Raw genomic sequence first — 19,029 nt, 5'->3', positions numbered from 1 at the left:
AGCGCGGCGCATCGGTGGGCAAATGGCAGGAGGCCGAGATGAGCGACGATACCGCAAAATTGATCCGCACCTATTTTGGCGATGATGCGCTTTGGGTGAAGATCAGCGAACTGGCCTGCGCGGAAAGCCCCGAGGGCGAGGCGGCTGAGTTCACTCCGCATTCCGATCCGGTCTTGGACGGGGCCAGCATCGAAGAATTGGCCGAGATTTTCGGATCTGAACCGATCCTGTATATCGTCGACGAGGCGACCCATCAGGGGGCGGATCATCCGATCCTGTGCGCCGATCCTGAAACGGGCGAGAGTTTTCGCCTGCCGATCAGCGTGGCGTGGTATGCCGAATTGAACCTGACCTTGGGCGAGATCAACTTTGACGAAGCGCTGGCAATGGTGGGTGAAGATGGCCGGTTCAAGCCCGCGCCTTGACGCGCGGCTTAGTTGACGACGATTTCATCGGGGCGGATCGCACCCAGAATGTCGCGGGCCTGTTGGTCCAGCAGGTCAATGTCCAGATAGTCATCGGACAGGCGGCGGGTGAGGTTCTCCATCCGCTCGGCCTCGGCGGTCAGCTCCGCCAGTTCGGTGCGCAGTTTCTTGGCTTCCAATTCGATCTCGGCACGGCGGAAGACGCCGTAATTGCCTTGAACGGCGGCAAAGGTGAAATACACCGATGCGCTGAACACGATCGCGAAAAACAGCAGGCCACTGAAGGCCGGTTTTCTGGAAGGTTTGCTCATGACTGCCTCTCTGACCTCTGCGGGCCTTTGAGAGTACTATGCATGCTTGGCGGGCTGCGGAAAAGGGGCAGGAGACTTTCGAGAGGATTTTTTCGCGACTGTGACATGTATGATTCGATGTCTGCGCAAGCGTCTGGCGGCGGTGCGAGGGGCGCTGCCCCTCGCGCTCCCCGGAGGATTTACGGAAAGATGAAGGGGGAAGGCGGTGCGGTTGTCAGACGTTTGGCGCGAATTCCGACTGACGCTTCCCGGACCGCCAAAGGGTCAAGATTTTTTCCGCGTTTTCGGTGGCGGGTTGCGTGCTGTCGAGGGTGAGATCGTAGATACGCGCTTCATGGACTGTGTTGAAATCCTGTTCTGGGCTGCCCAATGGCCAGTCTCTGCGGGTTTTTTCGCGTTGTTTGAGCGTTGTCAGTGGGCAGTGAAGGCCGATGAACAAGACATCGAACGGCGCGAGGAGGCGGTGTAGGTCGTCCGCCCAGCCGGGGGTGTCGAGGATGTGTTCGACAATCAGGTTGTTGCCAGTGCGCGCGTAGGCGGCCAGCGAGGCGTGAAAGCCATCAAAGACTGCGGCGCGCATCGTTTTCCATTGGAAATCACCCGCTTTGACGCGGGCCAATGGCAAGGTGTCGCTATCGCGCAAATGGTCGATGGAGACGTGCCAGAAGGGCGCTTCGATGCGGTTTTGGAGGGCGCGGGCAAGGGTCGTTTTGCCGCTGGAGGAGGGGCCGTGCAGGAAGATGATCTGTCCGGGCATGGCGGGCTTTCCTGTCGGGCGATGTGCGGGGAGGGGCTTTAGGTGGTGGTGAGGGGCGCTGCCCCTCGCGCTCCCCGGAGGATTTATGGAAAGATGAAAGGGGTTGGGGCAGCGCTATGCGCTTTGGGGTAGCGCGGGGCACCGAAGGGGAAGCCCCCGCGCAACAAGGCGGGGGCCATGGTCGTTTGGTTAGCCGAGGGCGGCGACGCCGGGTAGGGTTTTGCCTTCCATCCACTCAAGGAATGCGCCGCCTGCGGTCGAGATATAGGTAAAGCTTTCGGCGGCGCCTGCTTTGTTGAGGGCGGCCACGGTATCGCCGCCACCGGCGACCGAGATCAGCGTGCCGGCCTTGGTGGCCTCGGCGGCGGCGGCGGCTGCGGCGTTGGTGGCGGTGTCGAAGGGCTCGATCTCGAACGCACCAAGGGGGCCGTTCCAGATCAGGGTTTTTGCACGGGCGAAGGCCGCTGTGATGGCCTCAACCGAGGCGGGGCCTGCGTCAAGGATCATTGCGTCAGCCGGGCAAGTGTCCGCCGCCACGGTTTCATTGGCGGCATTGGCCTTGAATTCGCGGGCGACGACCACATCGGTGGGGAGCAGAATTTCGCAGCCTTTGGCGGCGGCTTTTTCGGCGATTTTCTTGGCGGTCGGGGTCATGTCGTGTTCGCACAGTGATTTGCCCACATCGATGCCTTGGGCGGCAAGGAAGGTGTTGGCCATGCCGCCGCCGATCACCAGGATGTCGACTTTATCGACAAGGTTGCCCAGCAGGTCGAGCTTGGTCGAGACCTTGGCGCCACCAACCACGGCGACCACGGGGCGCTGGGGGGCGCCTAGGGCGGCTTCGAGCGCCTTGAGTTCGGCTTCCATCAGGCGGCCTGCACAGGAGGGCAGCAGATGCGCGACGCCTTCGGTGGAAGCATGGGCGCGGTGGGCGGCCGAGAAGGCATCGTTGCAATAGACATCGCCCAGTGAGGCGAGGAACTGCGCCATCTGCGGGTCGTTCTTTTCTTCCATCGGGGTGAAGCGGGTGTTTTCCACCAGCACCACGGCATCCATCGGCAGCGCGTCGATTTGCGCGCGGTCGGGGCGATCGATGAAGGTGACGGGGCGGCCAAGCGCGGCCTCAAGCGCGGGCAGGGTGATGCGTAGGCTCATGTCCGGATTCGGTTGGCCCTTGGGGCGGCCGAAATGGGCCAGCAGGATCGGCGTGCCGCCCTTGGCCAGAATATCGGTGATGGTGGGCACGATCCGTTCGATCCGGGTGGCGTCGGTCACGGTGCCGTTTTCGACCGGCACGTTGATATCGACGCGCGTAAGCACGCGCTTGCCGTTCAAATCCATTGCGTCAAGCGTTTTCCAGGCCATGCTGTCCTCCGAAAGAAATGCATTTTGCCCCGTTCATGACGGTCCGGCCCGCTCAGGTCAATGCGCTCTCTTGGCAATTGGGCAGTTGGCTTTTACATGTCGATGCAACGACACAGGAAGGATAGCCCATGGCTGAGATCAAAGACCCCGAGAACACGATCCTGATGGAACTGAAAGGTGGCACCGTTGTCATCGAGCTTCTGGCGGACGTGGCCCCCAAGCACACCGAGCGGATGAAAGAGCTGGCGCGTGCGGGCGAGTATGACAATGTTGCGTTCCACCGCGTGATCGACGGCTTCATGGCCCAGACCGGCGATGTAGAGCATGGCGATATGGAAGATGGCTTCAACCTGCGCCGTGCTGGTACGGGCGGGTCGAGCCTGCCGGATCTGCCGGCGGAATTCTCCAAGCTGCCGCATGACCGTGGCACGCTGGGGGCTGCCCGTTCGATGAACCCGAACTCGGCCAACTCGCAGTTCTTCATCAACTTCAAGGACAACAGCTTCCTCAACGGTCAGTACACGGTCTATGGCCGCGTGATCGAAGGGATGGAGCACGTGGATGCGATCACACGCGGCGAGCCGCCTGCGCAGCCGGACCGCATGATCAGCGTGAAAGTGGCCGCAGATGCGTAAGTTGGCGCTGGCGCTTAGCCTGATGGCCACCCCTGCGCTGGCCACCGATTTGCAGATCGAGGTTGCCGGCGAAGGGGCCAATGGCACCATCACGATTGAGCTGCTGAACGATGTCGCACCGGGCCATGTGGCGCAGATCACCGCGCTGGCCAATGAGGGCGCCTATGATGGCGTGGTGTTTCACCGCGTGATCGAGGGCTTCATGGCGCAGACCGGTGATGTGATGTTCGGCAACTCGAACAAGCCGGATTTCGATATGCGCATGGCGGGCCGCGGTGGCTCGGATAAGCCGGATCTTAAGGCCGAGTTTTCGGATGTGCCGTTTGATCGCGGGATCGTGGGGATGGCGCGGTCGCAGAACCCCGACAGTGCCAATTCGCAGTTCTTCATTATGTTCAACGAAGGCTATTTCCTAAACGGACAATACACCGTTGTTGGACGTGTGACCGGCGGGATGGACGTTGTGGATGCGATCAAGCGCGGGCAAGGCCGGAACGGTGAGGTTCACGGCGAGCCTGACCGGATGACCAAGGTCACAGTGATCGAGTGATCCAATTGAGTGCCGCCCTTCGGGGCGGCACGCTTGTTTTGCAGGCCCTGCGGCCTGCCAGTTTGGGGCGCTGCCCCCTGCGCCTGCGGCGCATTCCCCCGGCATATTTAAAAAGAGAAGAAGCGGCAGGGCGCGCCATGCCTTTCATCTTTCTTGTAAATACTCAAAAAGAGGGCTCAGTAGGTGCCGTCAATAGCCGCGCCAGATCCAGCCGCCGCCCAAGATGCGGCTGCCTTCGCTTTCATAGAAAACGCAGGCCTGACCTGGTGAAACGCCTTCTTCGGGGGTGAGGAGTTCAACCTCGGCCTCAGTGGCCGAGATGGGGCGGATGATCGCTTCACGCGGGGGGCGGGTGGAGCGGACCTTGACCGAGACATGCCATTCAGGTCTGCTGGTGAGGGGGGTATCACCCAGCCAGTTGATTTCGCGCACCGGGATGGTGCGGGTGGCGAGCATCTCTTTCGGGCCGACGATCACCTGTTTGGCATCCACGTCGAGGCGCACGACATAAAGCGGATCTGCAAGCCCGCCGATGCCGAGCCCGCGCCGCTGACCGATGGTGTAATGGATCACGCCGCTGTGCTCGCCCAGCACGCGGCCATCGGCATGCACGATCTGGCCGGGTTCCGCCGCGCCGGGGCGCAGTTTTTCGATCACGCTGGCATAATTGCCGTTCGGCACAAAGCAGATGTCCTGGCTGTCGGGCTTATCCGCCACTGGAAGCCCGTATTTCTGCGCAAGTTTACGTGTTTCTGCCTTGGAGGCGAGATGCCCCAAGGGGAAGCGCAGGAAAGACAGTTGCTCGGGCGTGGTTGAGAACAGGAAGTAGCTTTGGTCGCGGTTCGCATCGGTGGCGCAATGCAGTTCCGGCCCGTTCGCGCCAATCTTGCGTTGAATGTAATGGCCGGTGGCCATGCAGTCGGCCTCTAGGTCTTTCGCGGTTTCCAGAAGATCCTTGAATTTCACCCGTTCGTTGCAGCGGATGCAGGGAACGGGGGTCGCCCCCGCCAGATAGCTTTCGGCGAATTCGTTGATCACGGCGTCTTGGAAAATATTTTCGTAATCAAGCACATAGTGGGGGAAACCCATGTCCTCAGCAACGCGGCGGGCATCGTGAATGTCGATGCCTGCGCAACACGCGCCTTTCTTGGCCAAAGCCGCGCCATGGTCATAAAGTTGCAGCGTCACGCCGACCACATCATAGCCTTCTTCTGCCAGCTGCGCGGCCACGACCGAACTGTCTACGCCGCCGGACATGGCAACGACAACGCGGGTTTCGGACGGGGGCTTGGCAAAGCCGAGGGAGTTCAGCGGATGAGTGTCGAGGGCCATGGCGGGTTCCTTCATTTGCCAAGGAATATAGGAAAATCCGAAATACTCACAAGGCGTGGGTTCACGCAGGATTAAGACGCAGGGGCAACCTTGGCGGCAGACCAGATCGGAAGACGCCATGTATCTCAAAAAAATCGACGGGCCAAGGGCCGTCACGCTGCCAGATGGAACCATAATGACACGTGCGGATTTGCCGCCTCCCGAAACGCGACGCTGGGTTGCGTCACGTAAGGCGGCGGTGGTGCGGGCCGTGGCCTATGGTTTGATTTCAAACCATCAAGCGCGGGAGGTCTATGCGCTGAGCGCCGAGGAACTGACGGAATGGGTGTCTGCGATGTCGACCAATGGGGTTGAGGCCTTGAAAGTTACGGCTCGAAATCGAAAACAACCTTGAGTTGCGGAATCGATAGAATTGAATATGGTAAGATGTAATTAACCATTGTGGCGTCATTGTGCAGTGAACAGAGGCTAACTGGGGATGTAATCCATGCGTATTCTTTTGGTCGAAGACGATCCAACAACCGCCAAAAGCATCGAAATGATGCTGTCGCATGCCAACCTGAACGTCTATTCCACCGACCAAGGGGAAGAGGCGATCGAACTGGCAAAACTATATGACTATGATTTGGTGCTACTTGATTTGAACTTGCCCGATGTGTCAGGTCATGAGGTGCTGCGCCAACTGCGGTTGGCACGGATTGAAACGCCTATTTTGATCCTGTCGGGTGCCGACGATACTGATAATAAAATCAAAGGCTTTGGCTTTGGCGCGGATGACTATCTGACCAAACCGTTTCACCGGGACGAATTGGTTGCCCGAATCCATGCCATCATTCGGCGGTCCAAGGGGCATTCGCAATCCATCATCACGACGGGCAAAATCTCGGTCAATCTGGATGCTAAAACGGTGGAAGCGGGCGGAAGCTCGGTCCATCTGACTGGTAAGGAATATCAGATGTTGGAATTGCTGTCGTTGCGCAAGGGGACGACGCTGACCAAGGAAATGTTCCTAAACCACCTTTATGGTGGAATGGATGAACCAGAGTTGAAGATCATCGACGTTTTCATTTGCAAATTGCGTAAGAAATTGTGCGAAGCGACGGGGGATACCAGCTACATCGAAACCGTTTGGGGGCGCGGATATGTTTTACGTGACCCGGAGCCGCAGGAAGAGCCAGCGGATCAGGTTGCGGTCGGCGCCTGATCGCCTGCACTGGACGGCGGGCGGCCTGCGCCCTATCACTTCGGTCACCAGCATTGCGCAACTGATGAACGGAGCGGACGGTGGCGTCAGAAAAACCTGTGAAGGACCTGTCAGAGCAGGAAGCAAAGGCAGAGCTTGCGCGTTTGGCGCAAATTTTGTCTCAGGCGAATGATGCCTATCATCGTGATGACGCGCCGGTCATGTCGGATTCGGAGTTCGATGGGCTGAAGGCCCGCAATTCTGAGCTTGAGACGTTGTTTCCCCAACTGGTTCGCGACGATAGCCCGTCAGCGCAGGTCGGGGCCGCACCTACGGACGGGTTTGGCAAAGTCACCCATAAGGTGCGGATGTTGTCCCTGTCGAACGGGTTCGAGGACGAAGATATCTCGGACTTCGTTGGTCAGGTTCGCAGATATATCGGTCTCGCGGATGATGCGGAGTTGGACTTCACGGCGGAGCCAAAGATTGATGGCCTGTCGCTAAGTCTGCGCTACGAAAACGGCAAATTGGTACAGGCTGCGACGCGCGGTGATGGCGCGGTTGGGGAAAATGTAACGGATAACGCACGTTGCATTGAGGATATCCCCGGCGAAGTCGCTGGTGCGCCCGATGTGTTGGAGGTGCGCGGCGAAGTTTATATGAGCCGGTCTGACTTCTTGGCTTTGAATGAACGTCAGGCGGCTGTCGGGGGAAAATTGTTTGCCAACCCGCGCAACGCGGCGGCAGGATCGCTTCGTCAATTGGATGCGGCGATTACTAAAGCCCGTCCTCTGCGGTTCTTCGCCTATGCTTGGGGGGATTTGTCGGAGCCGTTGGCCGAGACACAAGCATTGGCGATAGAGCGGTTTCGGAAATTCGGATTTTCCGTCAACCCATTGATGAAATTGTGCAAATCGACGGAAGATATGCTTGCGCATTATCGGTCGATTGAAGCGCAGCGCTCGACTTTGGATTATGACATTGATGGTGTCGTCTACAAGGTGAACGATCTTGCGCTACAGACACGGCTTGGGTTTCGGTCCACGACACCGCGATGGGCCATCGCCCACAAATTCCCGGCTGAATTGGCTTGGACGTGGCTTGAAGGAATCGACATTCAAGTCGGGCGCACGGGTGCGCTGTCTCCAGTGGCGCGTTTGGCACCAGTTACGGTCGGTGGGGTCGTCGTGTCGAATGCGACACTTCACAACGAAGATTATATCGCGGGCCGTGATGCATCGGGCCATGAAATCCGCGGTGGGCGCGATATCCGCGTTGGCGACTGGGTTCAGGTTTACCGCGCAGGCGACGTGATCCCGAAAATCGCTGATGTCGATCTGTCCAAGCGTTTACCAGATGCTGTGCCGTTCGTCTTTCCAACGGTCTGTCCGGCCTGCGAAAGCGACGCGATCCGCGAAGAAGGAGATGCAGTTCGGCGCTGTACTGGCGGTATGGCGTGCCCCGCGCAGGCCGTTGAAAAATTGAAGCATTTCGTCGGTAGGGCTGCCTTCGATATTGATGGTTTGGGTGCCAAACAAGTCGAACAGTTTTACGCAGATGGTTGGGTCAAGGGGCCAGCCGACATTTTTACCCTTAAAGAAAAATTTGGCAGTGGCTTGCAACAGTTGAAAAACCGTGAAGGCTGGGGCGAAAAATCTGCTTCGAAATTGTTTGATGCAATCGACGCACGGCGTGCCGTTCCGTTAAATCGATTGATATTCGCGCTTGGGCTGCGACATGTCGGAGAGGCGGCGTCCAATTTGTTGGCCCGTCACTATGGATCTTGGACGGCATTTTTCGATGCAATGAACCAGGCGAAAACCTTCGATGGCCCGGCTTGGGAAGAGCTGAACGCCATAGACGGTGTTGGCCAGGTCATGGCCCGTTCATTGGTGACAAGTATTTCGCAAGACGCTGAAACGGCGTCGATTTTAAGTCTTTTGAAACACTTGGACGTGCAAGATGTCGCTGCACCTTCTACAGAAGGCAGCCTTGTCGCCGGGAAAACAGTGGTTTTCACAGGGACGCTTGAAAAAATGACAAGGGCCGAAGCCAAGGCGCGGGCCGAGGCGCTCGGCGCGAAAGTATCGGGCTCGGTATCGGCCAAAACGGATATCGTCGTTGCCGGACCGGGGGCTGGCTCGAAAGAGAAAAAGGCCCGAGATCTTGGCCTGACTGTTTTGGATGAGGATGGCTGGCTCAGCTTAATTGAACAGTCATGACAGGGCGGCCCGAAGCATTATTTCCGCTGTTTGCGGAGATGACCACGCTTGACGGGGTCGGCCCCAAGATCGCGGAAAGCCTTGCGCAGGCAGGGTTGGTAGCCCCCCGGGATATGTTGTTTTCATTGCCATATTCTGGCATAGACCGCCGGGTTTTGGATAGCGTCCAGGGCGCAGATTTGCCTGGCGTTGTAACGGTTGACGTTTTGGTCTTGGAACATCGGGCTCCATCGCGACGCGGCGGAGCCTATAGGATCACCGTCCAAGACAGTCGGACGACCTTCCAGGTGGTGTTTTTTCACGCGCGGCCTGACTATTTGAAGCGGCTTTTGCCAATGGGTGAACGGCGAATCGTGTCTGGCAAAGCAGAGTATTTTGACGGAATGGTTCAGCTGTTGCATCCTGACCATGTGGTCGCCTCAGGCGATGCGGCACATATCCCGGAGTATGAACCGGTTTATTCGCTTCACGGCGGAATTGCCCGAAAGACGATGCAGAAGGCGGTTACATCGGCGTTGAAATTGGCACCGGATTTGGCCGAATGGATCGATCCCCCTTTGAAGGAGGCCGAAGCGTGGCCGGGTTGGTTGTCGGCGCTCAAAGAAGCGCATTCTCCGAAATCGGCCGCTGATTTGACCCCGACTGCACCGGCGCGGCGTCGATTGGCTTATGATGAAGTGTTTGCCCATCAGTTGACATTGGCCTTGGCGCGGCAAAACCGGAAAGCTGCGGCAGGTGTCGCGTCGTCTGGCAATGGGCGGTTGCGGGCTAAGGTTCTGGACACATTACCATATCAGCCGACTGCTGCGCAAACGCGGGCGGTTCAAGAGATCGCTGCAGATATGGGGTCTGCGCAGCGAATGAACCGGTTGCTACAGGGGGATGTCGGAGCTGGTAAGACGTTGGTTGCGTTCATGGCGTTGTTGATCGCCGTTGAGGCGGGAGGCCAAGGGGTAATGATGGCCCCCACGGAGATTTTGGCGCGCCAGCATCATGAAGCATTGTCGGATCTTGCGGCAATGGCTGGCGTTAATCTAGCATTGTTGACCGGACGGGATCACGGTGCGGATCGGCGGAAAAAACTGTCGGACTTGGCAGAAGGCCGGATCCAGATCTTGGTTGGCACTCATGCTGTCTTCCAAAATGACGTGGTTTTCCGAGATCTTCGTCTGGCCGTAGTGGACGAACAGCACCGATTTGGTGTGCGGCAGCGGTTGGAGTTGGGGAAAAAGGGGGCGGCCAGCGACGTTTTGGTCATGACAGCAACTCCGATTCCCCGGTCCCTGTCGCTGGCGCAGTACGGCGACATGGATGTTTCGATCTTGGATGAAAAACCGCCGGGTCGAAAGCCGATCAAAACTGCAGTTCTTTCGGCAGAGCGGTTGGAGGACGTTGTCGAGCATTTGCGGTCTGCCGTGAGTGAAGGGCGGCAAGCCTATTGGGTTTGCCCCTTGGTTGAGGAAAGCGAAGCGGTCGATCTGACGGCGGCATCACAACGGTTTGAGTTTCTTCGCGCGGCTTTGGGCGAAGGGGTGGTTGGGCTGGTGCATGGTCAATTGCCCGCTGCCGAAAAAGATGCGGCTATGGCTGATTTTGTTGCCGGTCGAACCAAGGTTCTTGTTGCAACGACCGTCATTGAGGTCGGGGTGAATGTGCCCAACGCGACGATCATGGTGATTGAACGGGCTGAGAGTTTTGGGCTTGCGCAATTGCATCAACTGCGCGGAAGGGTCGGGCGTGGATCGGTGGAATCCACTTGCCTAATGATTTATCAGCCGCCGTTGTCGGAGACGGGACGCAAACGGTTGGTGACGTTGCGTGATACCGAGGATGGTTTCCGCATCGCTGAGGTCGATTTGGAAATGCGCGGGGCTGGCGATCTGATCGGTACGGCGCAATCTGGCCTGCCCAAGTTTCTGGTTGCCGATTTAGAAACCCAGGCGGGATTGATGGCGCTGGCACAGTCTGATGCAAGGGCGCTTTTGACCCTTGATCCTGAACTGAAATCGCCGAGAGGGCAGGCGGCGCGAAGCCTGCTTTGGTTGATGCGTCAGGATGTTGCGTTCCGGTATTTGTCGGTCGGTTAATATTTTGTTCTCTTTTGTTCTCATAAAGTTCTTGATTTTGGTCGCGACTCATGAGAACAAAAGGGTAACAAAACATTAAGCAGTGAGGCAACGCCATGATCCGAGACATTGCAAAAACCGCCGCCCGTTGTAGTGACACGCTGGTACAAGATGCCGTTGGTGCCATTGCGCTTGGAGTGATTTTTGTCGTGTCCCTGCACATGCCCGCATTCTTCTGACGACCTGCCTGCGCGTTTTTCTAAGGCCGGATGTGCCCTGTCCCAACTGGCACATCCCATCAAGAACACTGCCTGTTCTGTCCCCGGCGATCTTGTCCCCAACCAGATGGCCAGCCTTGCACCTATCAAACGCGCCACTTGCCGCCGCTCATATGAGCGGCGGCTTTTTCTTTAGAAGGCGTAGGCCAGTCGAAGCCCGCCCCAGTGACGGTCTTTGACGTGAATCGGGGCCGACAGGTCTTTCATGATTGAGAATTTTCCGGCCCCCATATCGCGGCGGTACACCTGCAATAGGAAAGGACGTTCGCTACGCCCGGCCTTTAGACCAACACGGTCGTCGAAGATCCGGCGGTTCCGGCAGTTGGCGGCATTCCAAATCGGATCAACCGACTGCGGCTTTGAGAATTTCAGGTTGTGGGTGGGCAGATAGCCGTTCCTGTCAATCGCGGCGCAAAACACCACGCGTTTGTCAAAGGTCAGCGCCTCTTCTTGATAGGTGGGCAAGATGCGGTCGGCAAAGCGGGTGAATTTCGTAACCACTTGGCGCGGGTCGGTGTTGAGCAGCGGTTCATAATGGGTGTCGAACAGGTCATCCATGTGGATTTTGCCCGACTCAACGGCCGCCGTGAACGCTTGCGAAATGCGCCCGGCCAGGTCTTGCACGTAAGTGATCATGCGATTGTCATCGGCATTGCCGCCCCCAAAACCAACACTAATTTGGACAACAGTTTCGGAGCGGTCGATGAGGTTCTGCAAACGGTCAGATGCGGTTTTGACGCCTTCGGTGATTTCGCTGACCGATGTTTCAATTTCAAGGATCGAGGGCGCGAAACGTTCGATTGTCTGGTCGGCATCGGCGACGCGGCGGTTGATTTCCTGTGTGGCGGTATGGGTTTCGGCAACTTGGTTTTCGATCGACATCAGCGCCCGGTCACTTTCGGCGCTGCGTTCCAGCAGGGCTGTCGCACGTTGCGCCGAAATTTCGGCCCCTTGCTGAAGCTGGCTCATCCAATTGGCCATGTTTTGGATAGAACTTGAAATATCTTCTGCCGCGTTGGTGGTTTTCTGCGACAGATCGTTGATCGCTTCGGCGACGATGGCAAAGCCTTTGCCTGCCACACCGGCGCGCGCAGCCTCAATCTTGGCGTTCATCGCCAAGACGTTGACCTGCGCCGCGATCGAAGCGATCTGATCGTTGGATTTGCGCACCTCGCTGAGCATTTCCTCAATCTCAGAACTTTTTTCATGGATCGCGCGAACCCAGCCCGCCAATTCCACCGAATGTTCCGAAGTCTCAGATATGAACCCGACCGAGGCATTCACGCTTTTGAGAGTTTCTTCGGCCGTGCGCGCGACCTCTTCGACATTGGCCAAAACGGCGCTGTTGGATTCGTTGATTGACTGCGCGCCGAATTTGACCGCCTCAAGCGCGATGATCTGTTCGTCGCATTCTGACTTCAGCGAATCAAGAAACCCGCCAACATCAACGACTTCCTTGCTCATCTCAGACGCGGCGGCGTTGAGAAGGCCAACTTCGTTTTCTTGTTTCGGGGCAGTCAGGTTTGGATCGATTTGCATTGGCACCTCCGGGCATATGGGAGGTGTTATAGCGGTCGATTCCCCAAGGCTTGGTTAAGCTGTTTCTGTCTTCTGGATGTTTTCCAGCGCTTCAACCGAGGCCTCAAGCGTCAACAGGATCGAGGCATGGCGGTTTTTGTAGCTGGCGGCGGGGCGCAGCACCTCAAGTCCGTCGAAGGGGGCGTCCGGGGTTGGGCCGTCTTCTTTTAGCATGGCTTTGAGCTGATCCCGCGCGGTGCGAATCTGATCGGGGGTGCAGCCAACAATTGCGCCGCCCACCACCGAGGCCGCAGCCTGACCCAAGGCGCAGGCTTTGACGTCCTGGCCGTAGTCCGAAACCTTCCCATCGGTGACAACCAAATCGACGGTCACGGTCGAGCCACAGAGGGGCGAGCGTTTCTTGACCGTCGCATCCGGTGCCTCAAGCCGTTCGAGCCGCGGAATATCGGCGGTCAGCGCCAGAATGCGGGACGAATAGAGCTTGATGAGATCATTGTCGGTGGACATGGGTTTTCCTTTGGCCGTGTTCCTCATATTTAGGGCCTGCTGCCCGCACTGCAAAAGGTTTTTGTCCATGCCCTTCGATCCTTCGACTTTGGTCTATAACGACGCCGGTCTGATCCCTGCGATTGCGCAGGATCATCAAAGCGGTGACGTCTTGATGATGGCTTGGATGAATGCCGAAGCCGTTGCCCGGACGTTGGAGACGGGCAAAGTCACCTATTGGTCGCGGTCGCGTCAGGCGTTTTGGGTGAAGGGCGAAAGCTCGGGCCATGCGCAGCGGTTGGTGGATTTCCGTCTTGATTGTGATCGGGATTGTTTGCTGGTTCTGGTCGATCAAACGGGGCCGGCCTGCCACACCAATCGGCGGACGTGTTTTTACACGGCGGTTCGGGATGGCGGTGAGGTCGAGTTGATGGCGCCCGAGGTTTGATCGGGGCGGTGCAGGGAAGGGGGCTTTGCCCCCTCTTGTGCCTTTGGCCCAATTCACCCCCGAGTATTTGCCGGAAAGATGAAAGAGTAAGGTTAAATGCCGACCATCGCGCGGATGTCTTGCGGGGCCGCGCCGTCTTCGCGGTACGTTGCGATGGCGCGGGCATCGTCGCGTTTGGCGAGGCGTTTGCCTTGATCGTCGCGGATCAGTGCATGGTGATGGTATTCTGGCGTCGGTAGTTTTAGCAGGCGTTGCAGCAGGACGTGGATTTTCGTCGCTTCGAAAAGATCTTGGCCGCGAATGACATGGGTCACGCCTTGGGCGGCGTCGTCAACGACCACGGCCAGATGATAGGACGCGCCGAAATCCTTGCGGGCCAGCACCACATCACCCACCGTTTCGATCATGTCGTCTGGGGTGAAAGTGACGAGGCCGGTTTGCCCGGTCGGCCCTGCACCGGTTTCCGTGAACTCGGCCAAGTCATGGCTGCCGGTTTCATCGATCTGGCGGCGGAAAAGATCGCGGTGACCCATGGCCATTTGCATATCGAGCCGTAGGGTCACATCGCGCGGGCGCGGGTGGGCACCGGCAAAAATGGTCTCAAACGGGCGGTTCGCGCGGCAGGTGCCGGGGTAGATCAAGCCGTCCGGCCCGTGGATCGGCGCGCCTTCTTGCGGGGCCGAGACAGCCTCGCGGATGTCGCGGCGGGTGCAGGTGCAGGGGTACAGCAGGCCCATTTGCCAGAGCCGATCCAGTGCGGCGTCATACTCGGACATATGGTCCGACTCGCGACGGCAGGGCTCGGGCCAATCAATACCCAGCCAGCGTAAATCGTCCTTCAGCTGCGCCTCCCACGCGGGTCGGCTGCGGGTGTGGTCCAGATCGTCAATGCGAAGGTGAAACGTGCCGCCCGCTGCCATGGCCGCATCAAAGGCCAGCAGAGCCGAATAGGCGTGGCCCAGATGCAACGGCCCTGTCGGCGAAGGGGCAAAGCGCGTGATCATCCTTCGCGGCGCAGGCGATCTTCGCGGGCCTGAAAAATCAAGATCCACGCCAGAAGGATGAACATCGGATGGGTTAGGCCGCCCGAGAAAATGATCGCGGGCACCCAGATAAAGAACGTGACAATGGCAACGACAATCCGCCCCGTCAGCAGGATCGAGAGCGGCGGCAGGAAGAGGGCAAGGACGTAATTCATGCCTCAGATATGGGGAGCGATTGCGCCTCTAGCCAGCCCTGCCAATCGGATTTCGCGCGGTCGGTGTAGCCCTTGTAGCGATCCTTGCGGCCACGGCGGCCCCCGCGCAGCCCTTCGAGCGGGCGGAACAGGCCGAAGTTTACGTTCATCGGTTGGAAGGTCTTGGCCTCGGCCCCGCCGGTGATGTGATGGATCAACGCGCCATGGGCGGTGTCTTGTGGCACGTCGGGCAGATCAAGGCCCAGCATCTCTGCCGCCGCCATCCGGCCCGCCACGAGCCCCATTGAGGCGCTTTCCACATAGCCTTCAACACCGGTAATCTGGCCAGCAAACCGCACATTTGGGCGCGATTTCATGCGCAAACGGTTGTCCAACAACGTGGGCGAGTTGATGAAGGTGTTGCGGTGAATGCCGCCCAGACGGGCAAAGCTGGCATCCTCCAGGCCGGGGATCATCTTGAACACCTCGGTCTGGGCGCCGTATTTCATCTTGGTCTGGAAACCGACAATATTATAGAGCGTTCCCAACGCGTTATCGCGGCGCAGCTGAACCACCGCATAGGGCTTATTCTCGGGGTCATTGGCGTTGGTCAGGCCAACGGGCTTCATCGGGCCATGGCGCAGGGTTTCGCGGCCCCGCTCTGCCATCACCTCGATCGGCAGGCAGCCGTCGAAATAGCCGGCTGTTTCGCCCTCATGGAATTCGGTCTTGTCGGCGGCCAGCAACGCGTCGATGAAAGCCTCATACTGTGGCTTGGTCATCGGGCAGTTGAGATAGGCCTTTTGCTCGGCCTCCGTCTCGCCCTTGTCATAGCGCGACTGCAGCCACGCCACATCCATATTGATCGACTCGGTGTAGACGATGGGCGCAATCGCATCGAAGAACGCCAGCGCATCTGACCCGGTTTCGGCCTGAATGGCCGACCCAAGTTTGGACGAAGTGAGCGGCCCGGTGGCGATGATCCACTGGCCCTCGGTTGGCAGTTCGGTGACTTCTTCATAACTGACCGAGATATTCGGATGGCTGGTCAGCTTGCGCGTGATCGTTTCGGCGAACGGATCTCGGTCCACCGCCAATGCGCCCCCTGCGGGCAGGCGGTGTTCATGCGCGGTGGTGATGATGATCCCGCCCGCGCGGCGCATTTCCCAATGCAGCAGCCCAACGGCATTTTGCTCGCTATCGTCCGAGCGGAACGAGTTGGAGCACACCATCTCGCCCAGATTGCCGGTCTTGTGGGCAAAGGTTTCGACTTTGGGGCGCATCTCGTGGATCACCACGCGCACCCCCATGTTGGCCGCCTGCCAGGCTGCCTCGGATCCGGCCATGCCGCCGCCGACGATATGAAGCTCTTGTGTCATGAGGCGGCATTTAATCCGCCTTCACGGCTTTGTCACGACTGTTGCCAATCCGGCGGGCGTTTTTCCAGAAATGCCGCGATGCCCTCGGCAGTGTCGCGATAAAGCATATTCTGCACCATCACATCGCCCGCATAATCATAGGCCTGCGCCATGGGCATCTCGATCTGGTTATAGAACGCCTCTTTGCCGATGGCGACGGCGGCGCCCAATTTCGCGGCAACGGTTTCGGCCAGTTCGGTCGCTGCCCCAGCCAATTCTTCGGGCGTGACAACCTTGTTGATTAGCCCCAGCGCCTCGGCCTTTTCGGCTGATATGAAATGGCCTGTTGTTAGCATCTCAAACGCTTGTTTGCGCGGGATGTTGCGGCTGAGCGCGACCATAGGTGTTGAACAAAATAGTCCGATGTTCACCCCGTTTACCCCAAACCGCGTGCCCTGCGCCGCAACCGCCATGTCGCATGATGCCACCAACTGGCAGCCCGCTGCGGTCGCGATCCCATGGACCTGAGCGATCACCGGTTGCGGCAACGCCCGGATTGTCAGCATCATTTTGGCGCATCGGTCGAACAGATCCTTGAAATAGGCCTTGCCAGCATCTTCTGTCTGCCGGCCGGCTGTCATCTGTTTCAAGTCGTGCCCTGCGCAAAATGCCTTGCCTGCGCCGGAAAGAACGATGGCGCGAATGCTGCGGTCGTCTTTCACCTTGTCAAATTCTGACTGCAGAGCCGCAAGCATTTCATCGGATAGCGCGTTCAGCCTTTCGGGGCTGTTCAAGTGCAAATGTGCCACCGCATTTGTGTCGCAACGTTCCAGAATTCCCATCTTGTCCTCCCGACTGGCTGAGGCAACTCTAGCCATCGTCGAAAGCGGAGGAAAGCATGCAGATCGTTTTGCCAAAAGAAGAGATGGAACCCTTTCTGGATGAGGTCTTTCCACAGGTGAAAGGCATGTTCGGGATCGACAGATTGGACGAAGACATGTTGGTCATGCGCCTGTTTGCGGACGATCGGCACTTGCGCCCTGGCGGGACCGTCTCTGGCCCGGCGATGTTTTCCTTGGCCGATGTCGCGGCCTATGTTGTGACCATGTCGCGCATCGGACGAGAGGCTTTGGCCGTAACAACCAATTGTTCCATCGATTTTATGCGCAAACCCAAATCTGGCCGCGATCTTTTGGCCCATGCACGTCTGTTGAAACTTGGGCGCGCGCTGAGCGTGACGGATGTCTTGCTCTTTTCCGAAGGGATGGATGCCCCAGTCGCCCGTGCCAGCTTGACCTATTCCTTGCCGCCAAAACGGTAGGTGCGGTTTTGACGAACGGCTGATCACATCCTTTTGGGTTGGTTCCCGGCGCTTTCCGGTACACGATCCCAAGTAGGAGGACGTCACATGCGCCTGTTTGCCATTTTGATCGCTATGATATTGCCCTATACGTCTTCGGCGGATCCCTCTTTTTGGCGACACGAATGGCCAAATACCGAGTTTTCGAACAAATCCATCGCGAGCTGGGTCGAAATTCTGTCGGGCGGGCCGCCAAAAGATGGCATTCCTGCACTGACCAACCCACGTTTTCGAACGGTACAAGAGGCGGCAGAGATCAAGCCGTCTGAACCGGTGATAGTGCTTAAGATCACTGACTATCCAGCGCGGGCCTATCCAATCCGCTACTTGATCTGGCACGAAATCGTGAACGATGTTGTGGCAAACACTCCCGTTACAGTAACGTTCTGCCCTTTGTGCAATTCCGTGATAGTTTTCAAAGGGGTGGTAGGCGGCCGCGCCCTGACGTTTGGCGTCACGGGTAAGCTTAGAAATTCGGACATGATCATGTACGATCACCAGACAGAAAGCTGGTGGCAACAGGCCTTGGGCGTGGGCATAGTCGGCGAAATGACTGGCCAACGGCTTGAACAATTGCCTGTGTGGACGGAAAGCTTTGCTCAATTTTCCGCCGCACACGCTGATGGATTGGTTATGCAAACGCCGCAACATGACCGCCCATATGGTCAAAACCCTTATGCAAAATACGACAGCTCGCATCGTCCATTTTTGTACAACGGTGATCTGCCGCCACATGGCATTGCGCCATTGGAGCGTGTGGTCGCCATTGATGGGCGAGCTTGGCCTTTGGAGCGCTTGAGAAATCTGGGCAGTATAGAAGAAGCGGGCTGGCGCATTACTTGGACAGGCGGCCAATCTTCTGCTCTGGATACGGCCGAGATAGCAAAGGGTCGAGATGTCGGTTCCATTCGTGTGCAAGGCCCTGACGGAAAGGACGTGCCGCATGATGTGCTGTTTGCCTTCGCCTTCCATGCGTTTTGGCCAGGCGGCGTTTGGATGCTGGGCGATTGAGAAGATCTTCGCAGCTTGGAGAGAAATGGAACATATACCCAGGATCCGCTGGTAGCATGAATATCTGCGCCAGTGCCCAGTTTGAACCGTGCAAGGCCTCGATTTGATTTCAGGTTCACCATTCCCAGATCTATGGATTCGATGCCGGCACCGGCTAAGCTTCGCATTGCTGACCATAGGATCAGGTTATGTGCGTTTAATTTGCGCCCTTCCGCAGAAGTGTAGCCAACTTGATATGTTGCGCCGTTTCCGTGTGATAGAAACACCATTCCCGCAACAGGGCCGGTTTTGTCATGGGCTGTTATTTGCCATGCGGATCCGGGATTGATTTGATCGAATAGGGTTAGAAAAGCATTTGGCAGATTGCTGTATCGGCGACGTTTTTGTTGCTTTTTTTCTTGTTCCATCAACCAAATATTTTCGGGGTCTTTGATTTTGCAGACCTGTATCGAAAGCCCGTTTCGCGTGGCTTTGTTTAGTCGGTTGCGCCATTTTTGGTGCAAATTTGATCGCATTGTTTGGGGTC

The 19,029-nt window shown here is 57.8% G+C and carries 21 protein-coding genes and 1 pseudogene; 11 read left to right on the top strand and 11 right to left on the bottom strand.

Going from position 1 to position 19,029, the window contains the following annotated elements:
• Positions 1-38 precede the first annotated feature (38 nt).
• Positions 39-425, top strand: coding sequence for a DUF6924 domain-containing protein (locus tag PRI8871_RS13055; RefSeq protein ID WP_108886673.1), 387 nt, complete (start codon positions 39-41; stop codon positions 423-425).
• Between the two features lie 8 nt (positions 426-433).
• Here PRI8871_RS13055 and PRI8871_RS13050 read toward each other — a convergent pair whose 3' ends face one another.
• From PRI8871_RS13050 to PRI8871_RS13040, 3 genes are all read right to left on the bottom strand, one after another.
• On the bottom strand, positions 434-736 hold the full coding sequence (locus PRI8871_RS13050) for an FtsB family cell division protein (RefSeq protein WP_108886672.1): 303 nt from the start codon (positions 734-736) through the stop codon (positions 434-436).
• Positions 737-950: 214 nt separating this feature from the next.
• The gene (locus tag PRI8871_RS13045) at positions 951-1,493 is read right to left on the bottom strand and encodes a chloramphenicol phosphotransferase CPT family protein (protein ID WP_108886671.1); all 543 of its coding nucleotides are present in this window, start codon (positions 1,491-1,493) and stop codon (positions 951-953) included.
• A 189-nt stretch (positions 1,494-1,682) separates the two neighbouring features.
• Positions 1,683-2,858 (bottom strand): phosphoglycerate kinase, encoded by a 1,176-nt coding sequence (locus tag PRI8871_RS13040; RefSeq protein WP_108886670.1) that lies wholly within the window; start codon positions 2,856-2,858, stop codon positions 1,683-1,685.
• Between the two features lie 128 nt (positions 2,859-2,986).
• On the opposite strand from PRI8871_RS13040, the gene PRI8871_RS13035 reads away from it, so the two are divergent.
• Complete coding sequence (locus PRI8871_RS13035) at positions 2,987-3,493, top strand: peptidylprolyl isomerase (RefSeq protein WP_108886669.1); 507 nt, start codon at positions 2,987-2,989, stop codon at positions 3,491-3,493.
• A complete protein-coding gene (locus tag PRI8871_RS13030; protein ID WP_108886668.1) occupies positions 3,486-4,043 on the top strand; it encodes a peptidylprolyl isomerase in 558 nt (185 codons plus the stop codon). Before PRI8871_RS13035 ends, PRI8871_RS13030 begins: the two co-directional genes overlap by 8 nt.
• A gap of 189 nt (positions 4,044-4,232) precedes the next feature.
• Here the strand turns inward: PRI8871_RS13030 and mnmA are convergent, their stop codons facing one another.
• Positions 4,233-5,375, bottom strand: a complete 1,143-nt coding sequence (gene mnmA / locus PRI8871_RS13025) for a tRNA 2-thiouridine(34) synthase MnmA (protein ID WP_108886667.1) — start codon at positions 5,373-5,375, stop codon at positions 4,233-4,235.
• Positions 5,376-5,493: 118 nt separating this feature from the next.
• On the opposite strand from mnmA, the gene sciP reads away from it, so the two are divergent.
• From sciP to PRI8871_RS20135, 5 genes are all read left to right on the top strand, one after another.
• The gene (sciP, locus tag PRI8871_RS13020) at positions 5,494-5,769 is read left to right on the top strand and encodes a CtrA inhibitor SciP (RefSeq protein WP_108886666.1); all 276 of its coding nucleotides are present in this window, start codon (positions 5,494-5,496) and stop codon (positions 5,767-5,769) included.
• Between the two features lie 93 nt (positions 5,770-5,862).
• The gene (gene ctrA / locus PRI8871_RS13015; protein ID WP_108886665.1) at positions 5,863-6,579 is read left to right on the top strand and encodes a response regulator transcription factor CtrA; all 717 of its coding nucleotides are present in this window, start codon (positions 5,863-5,865) and stop codon (positions 6,577-6,579) included.
• A gap of 80 nt (positions 6,580-6,659) precedes the next feature.
• A complete protein-coding gene (gene ligA, locus PRI8871_RS13010; RefSeq protein WP_108886664.1) occupies positions 6,660-8,780 on the top strand; it encodes an NAD-dependent DNA ligase LigA in 2,121 nt (706 codons plus the stop codon).
• A complete protein-coding gene (recG, locus tag PRI8871_RS13005; RefSeq protein ID WP_108886663.1) occupies positions 8,777-10,867 on the top strand; it encodes an ATP-dependent DNA helicase RecG in 2,091 nt (696 codons plus the stop codon). Before ligA ends, recG begins: the two co-directional genes overlap by 4 nt.
• 95 nt (positions 10,868-10,962) lie before the next feature.
• Positions 10,963-11,085: a hypothetical protein gene (locus tag PRI8871_RS20135; protein WP_281258636.1), complete on the top strand. Its 123-nt coding sequence runs from the start codon at positions 10,963-10,965 to the stop codon at positions 11,083-11,085.
• 171 nt (positions 11,086-11,256) lie between these two features.
• Here the strand turns inward: PRI8871_RS20135 and PRI8871_RS13000 are convergent, their stop codons facing one another.
• Entirely contained in the window at positions 11,257-12,663 is a 1,407-nt protein-coding gene (locus PRI8871_RS13000) for a methyl-accepting chemotaxis protein (RefSeq protein ID WP_108886662.1), read from the bottom strand.
• Positions 12,664-12,717: 54 nt separating this feature from the next.
• Positions 12,718-13,170, bottom strand: coding sequence for an iron-sulfur cluster assembly scaffold protein (locus tag PRI8871_RS12995; RefSeq protein ID WP_108886661.1), 453 nt, complete (start codon positions 13,168-13,170; stop codon positions 12,718-12,720).
• A 67-nt stretch (positions 13,171-13,237) separates the two neighbouring features.
• Between PRI8871_RS12995 and hisI the strand changes: the two genes are divergently transcribed.
• Entirely contained in the window at positions 13,238-13,597 is a 360-nt protein-coding gene (gene hisI, locus PRI8871_RS12990; RefSeq protein ID WP_108886660.1) for a phosphoribosyl-AMP cyclohydrolase, read from the top strand.
• 92 nt (positions 13,598-13,689) lie between these two features.
• Here hisI and gluQRS read toward each other — a convergent pair whose 3' ends face one another.
• Genes gluQRS through PRI8871_RS12970 form a run of 4 tightly spaced genes read right to left on the bottom strand, consistent with a single transcriptional unit; the run spans position 13,690 to position 17,010 of the window.
• A complete protein-coding gene (gene gluQRS / locus PRI8871_RS12985; protein WP_108886659.1) occupies positions 13,690-14,601 on the bottom strand; it encodes a tRNA glutamyl-Q(34) synthetase GluQRS in 912 nt (303 codons plus the stop codon).
• A complete protein-coding gene (locus tag PRI8871_RS12980) occupies positions 14,598-14,795 on the bottom strand; it encodes a hypothetical protein (RefSeq protein ID WP_108886658.1) in 198 nt (65 codons plus the stop codon). The genes gluQRS and PRI8871_RS12980 overlap by 4 nt, the downstream gene beginning before the upstream one ends.
• Positions 14,792-16,153 carry a methylenetetrahydrofolate--tRNA-(uracil(54)-C(5))-methyltransferase (FADH(2)-oxidizing) TrmFO gene (gene trmFO, locus PRI8871_RS12975; protein ID WP_108886657.1) on the bottom strand — a complete coding sequence of 454 codons (1,362 nt, stop codon included), beginning with the start codon at positions 16,151-16,153 and terminating at the stop codon, positions 14,792-14,794. Before trmFO ends, PRI8871_RS12980 begins: the two co-directional genes overlap by 4 nt.
• A gap of 32 nt (positions 16,154-16,185) precedes the next feature.
• On the bottom strand, positions 16,186-17,010 hold the full coding sequence (locus tag PRI8871_RS12970; protein ID WP_281258635.1) for an enoyl-CoA hydratase: 825 nt from the start codon (positions 17,008-17,010) through the stop codon (positions 16,186-16,188).
• A gap of 20 nt (positions 17,011-17,030) precedes the next feature.
• On the opposite strand from PRI8871_RS12970, the gene PRI8871_RS12965 reads away from it, so the two are divergent.
• Positions 17,031-17,453: a PaaI family thioesterase gene (locus PRI8871_RS12965; protein ID WP_108886655.1), complete on the top strand. Its 423-nt coding sequence runs from the start codon at positions 17,031-17,033 to the stop codon at positions 17,451-17,453.
• A gap of 87 nt (positions 17,454-17,540) precedes the next feature.
• On the top strand, positions 17,541-18,503 hold the full coding sequence (locus tag PRI8871_RS12960) for a DUF3179 domain-containing protein (RefSeq protein ID WP_108886654.1): 963 nt from the start codon (positions 17,541-17,543) through the stop codon (positions 18,501-18,503).
• A 131-nt stretch (positions 18,504-18,634) separates the two neighbouring features.
• On the opposite strand, the pseudogene PRI8871_RS20220 reads toward PRI8871_RS12960, so the two are convergent.
• Positions 18,635-19,018: pseudogene (locus PRI8871_RS20220) on the bottom strand (GNAT family N-acetyltransferase); the annotation flags it as partial.
• Positions 19,019-19,029: the final 11 nt, after the last annotated feature.

Origin of the sequence: Pseudoprimorskyibacter insulae, from assembly GCF_900302505.1 — a bacterium.
Taxonomy (GTDB): domain Bacteria; phylum Pseudomonadota; class Alphaproteobacteria; order Rhodobacterales; family Rhodobacteraceae; genus Pseudoprimorskyibacter; species Pseudoprimorskyibacter insulae.
The sequence above is the reverse complement of the archived record's forward strand: the minus strand, read 5'-3'. Positions and strand labels throughout refer to the sequence as shown.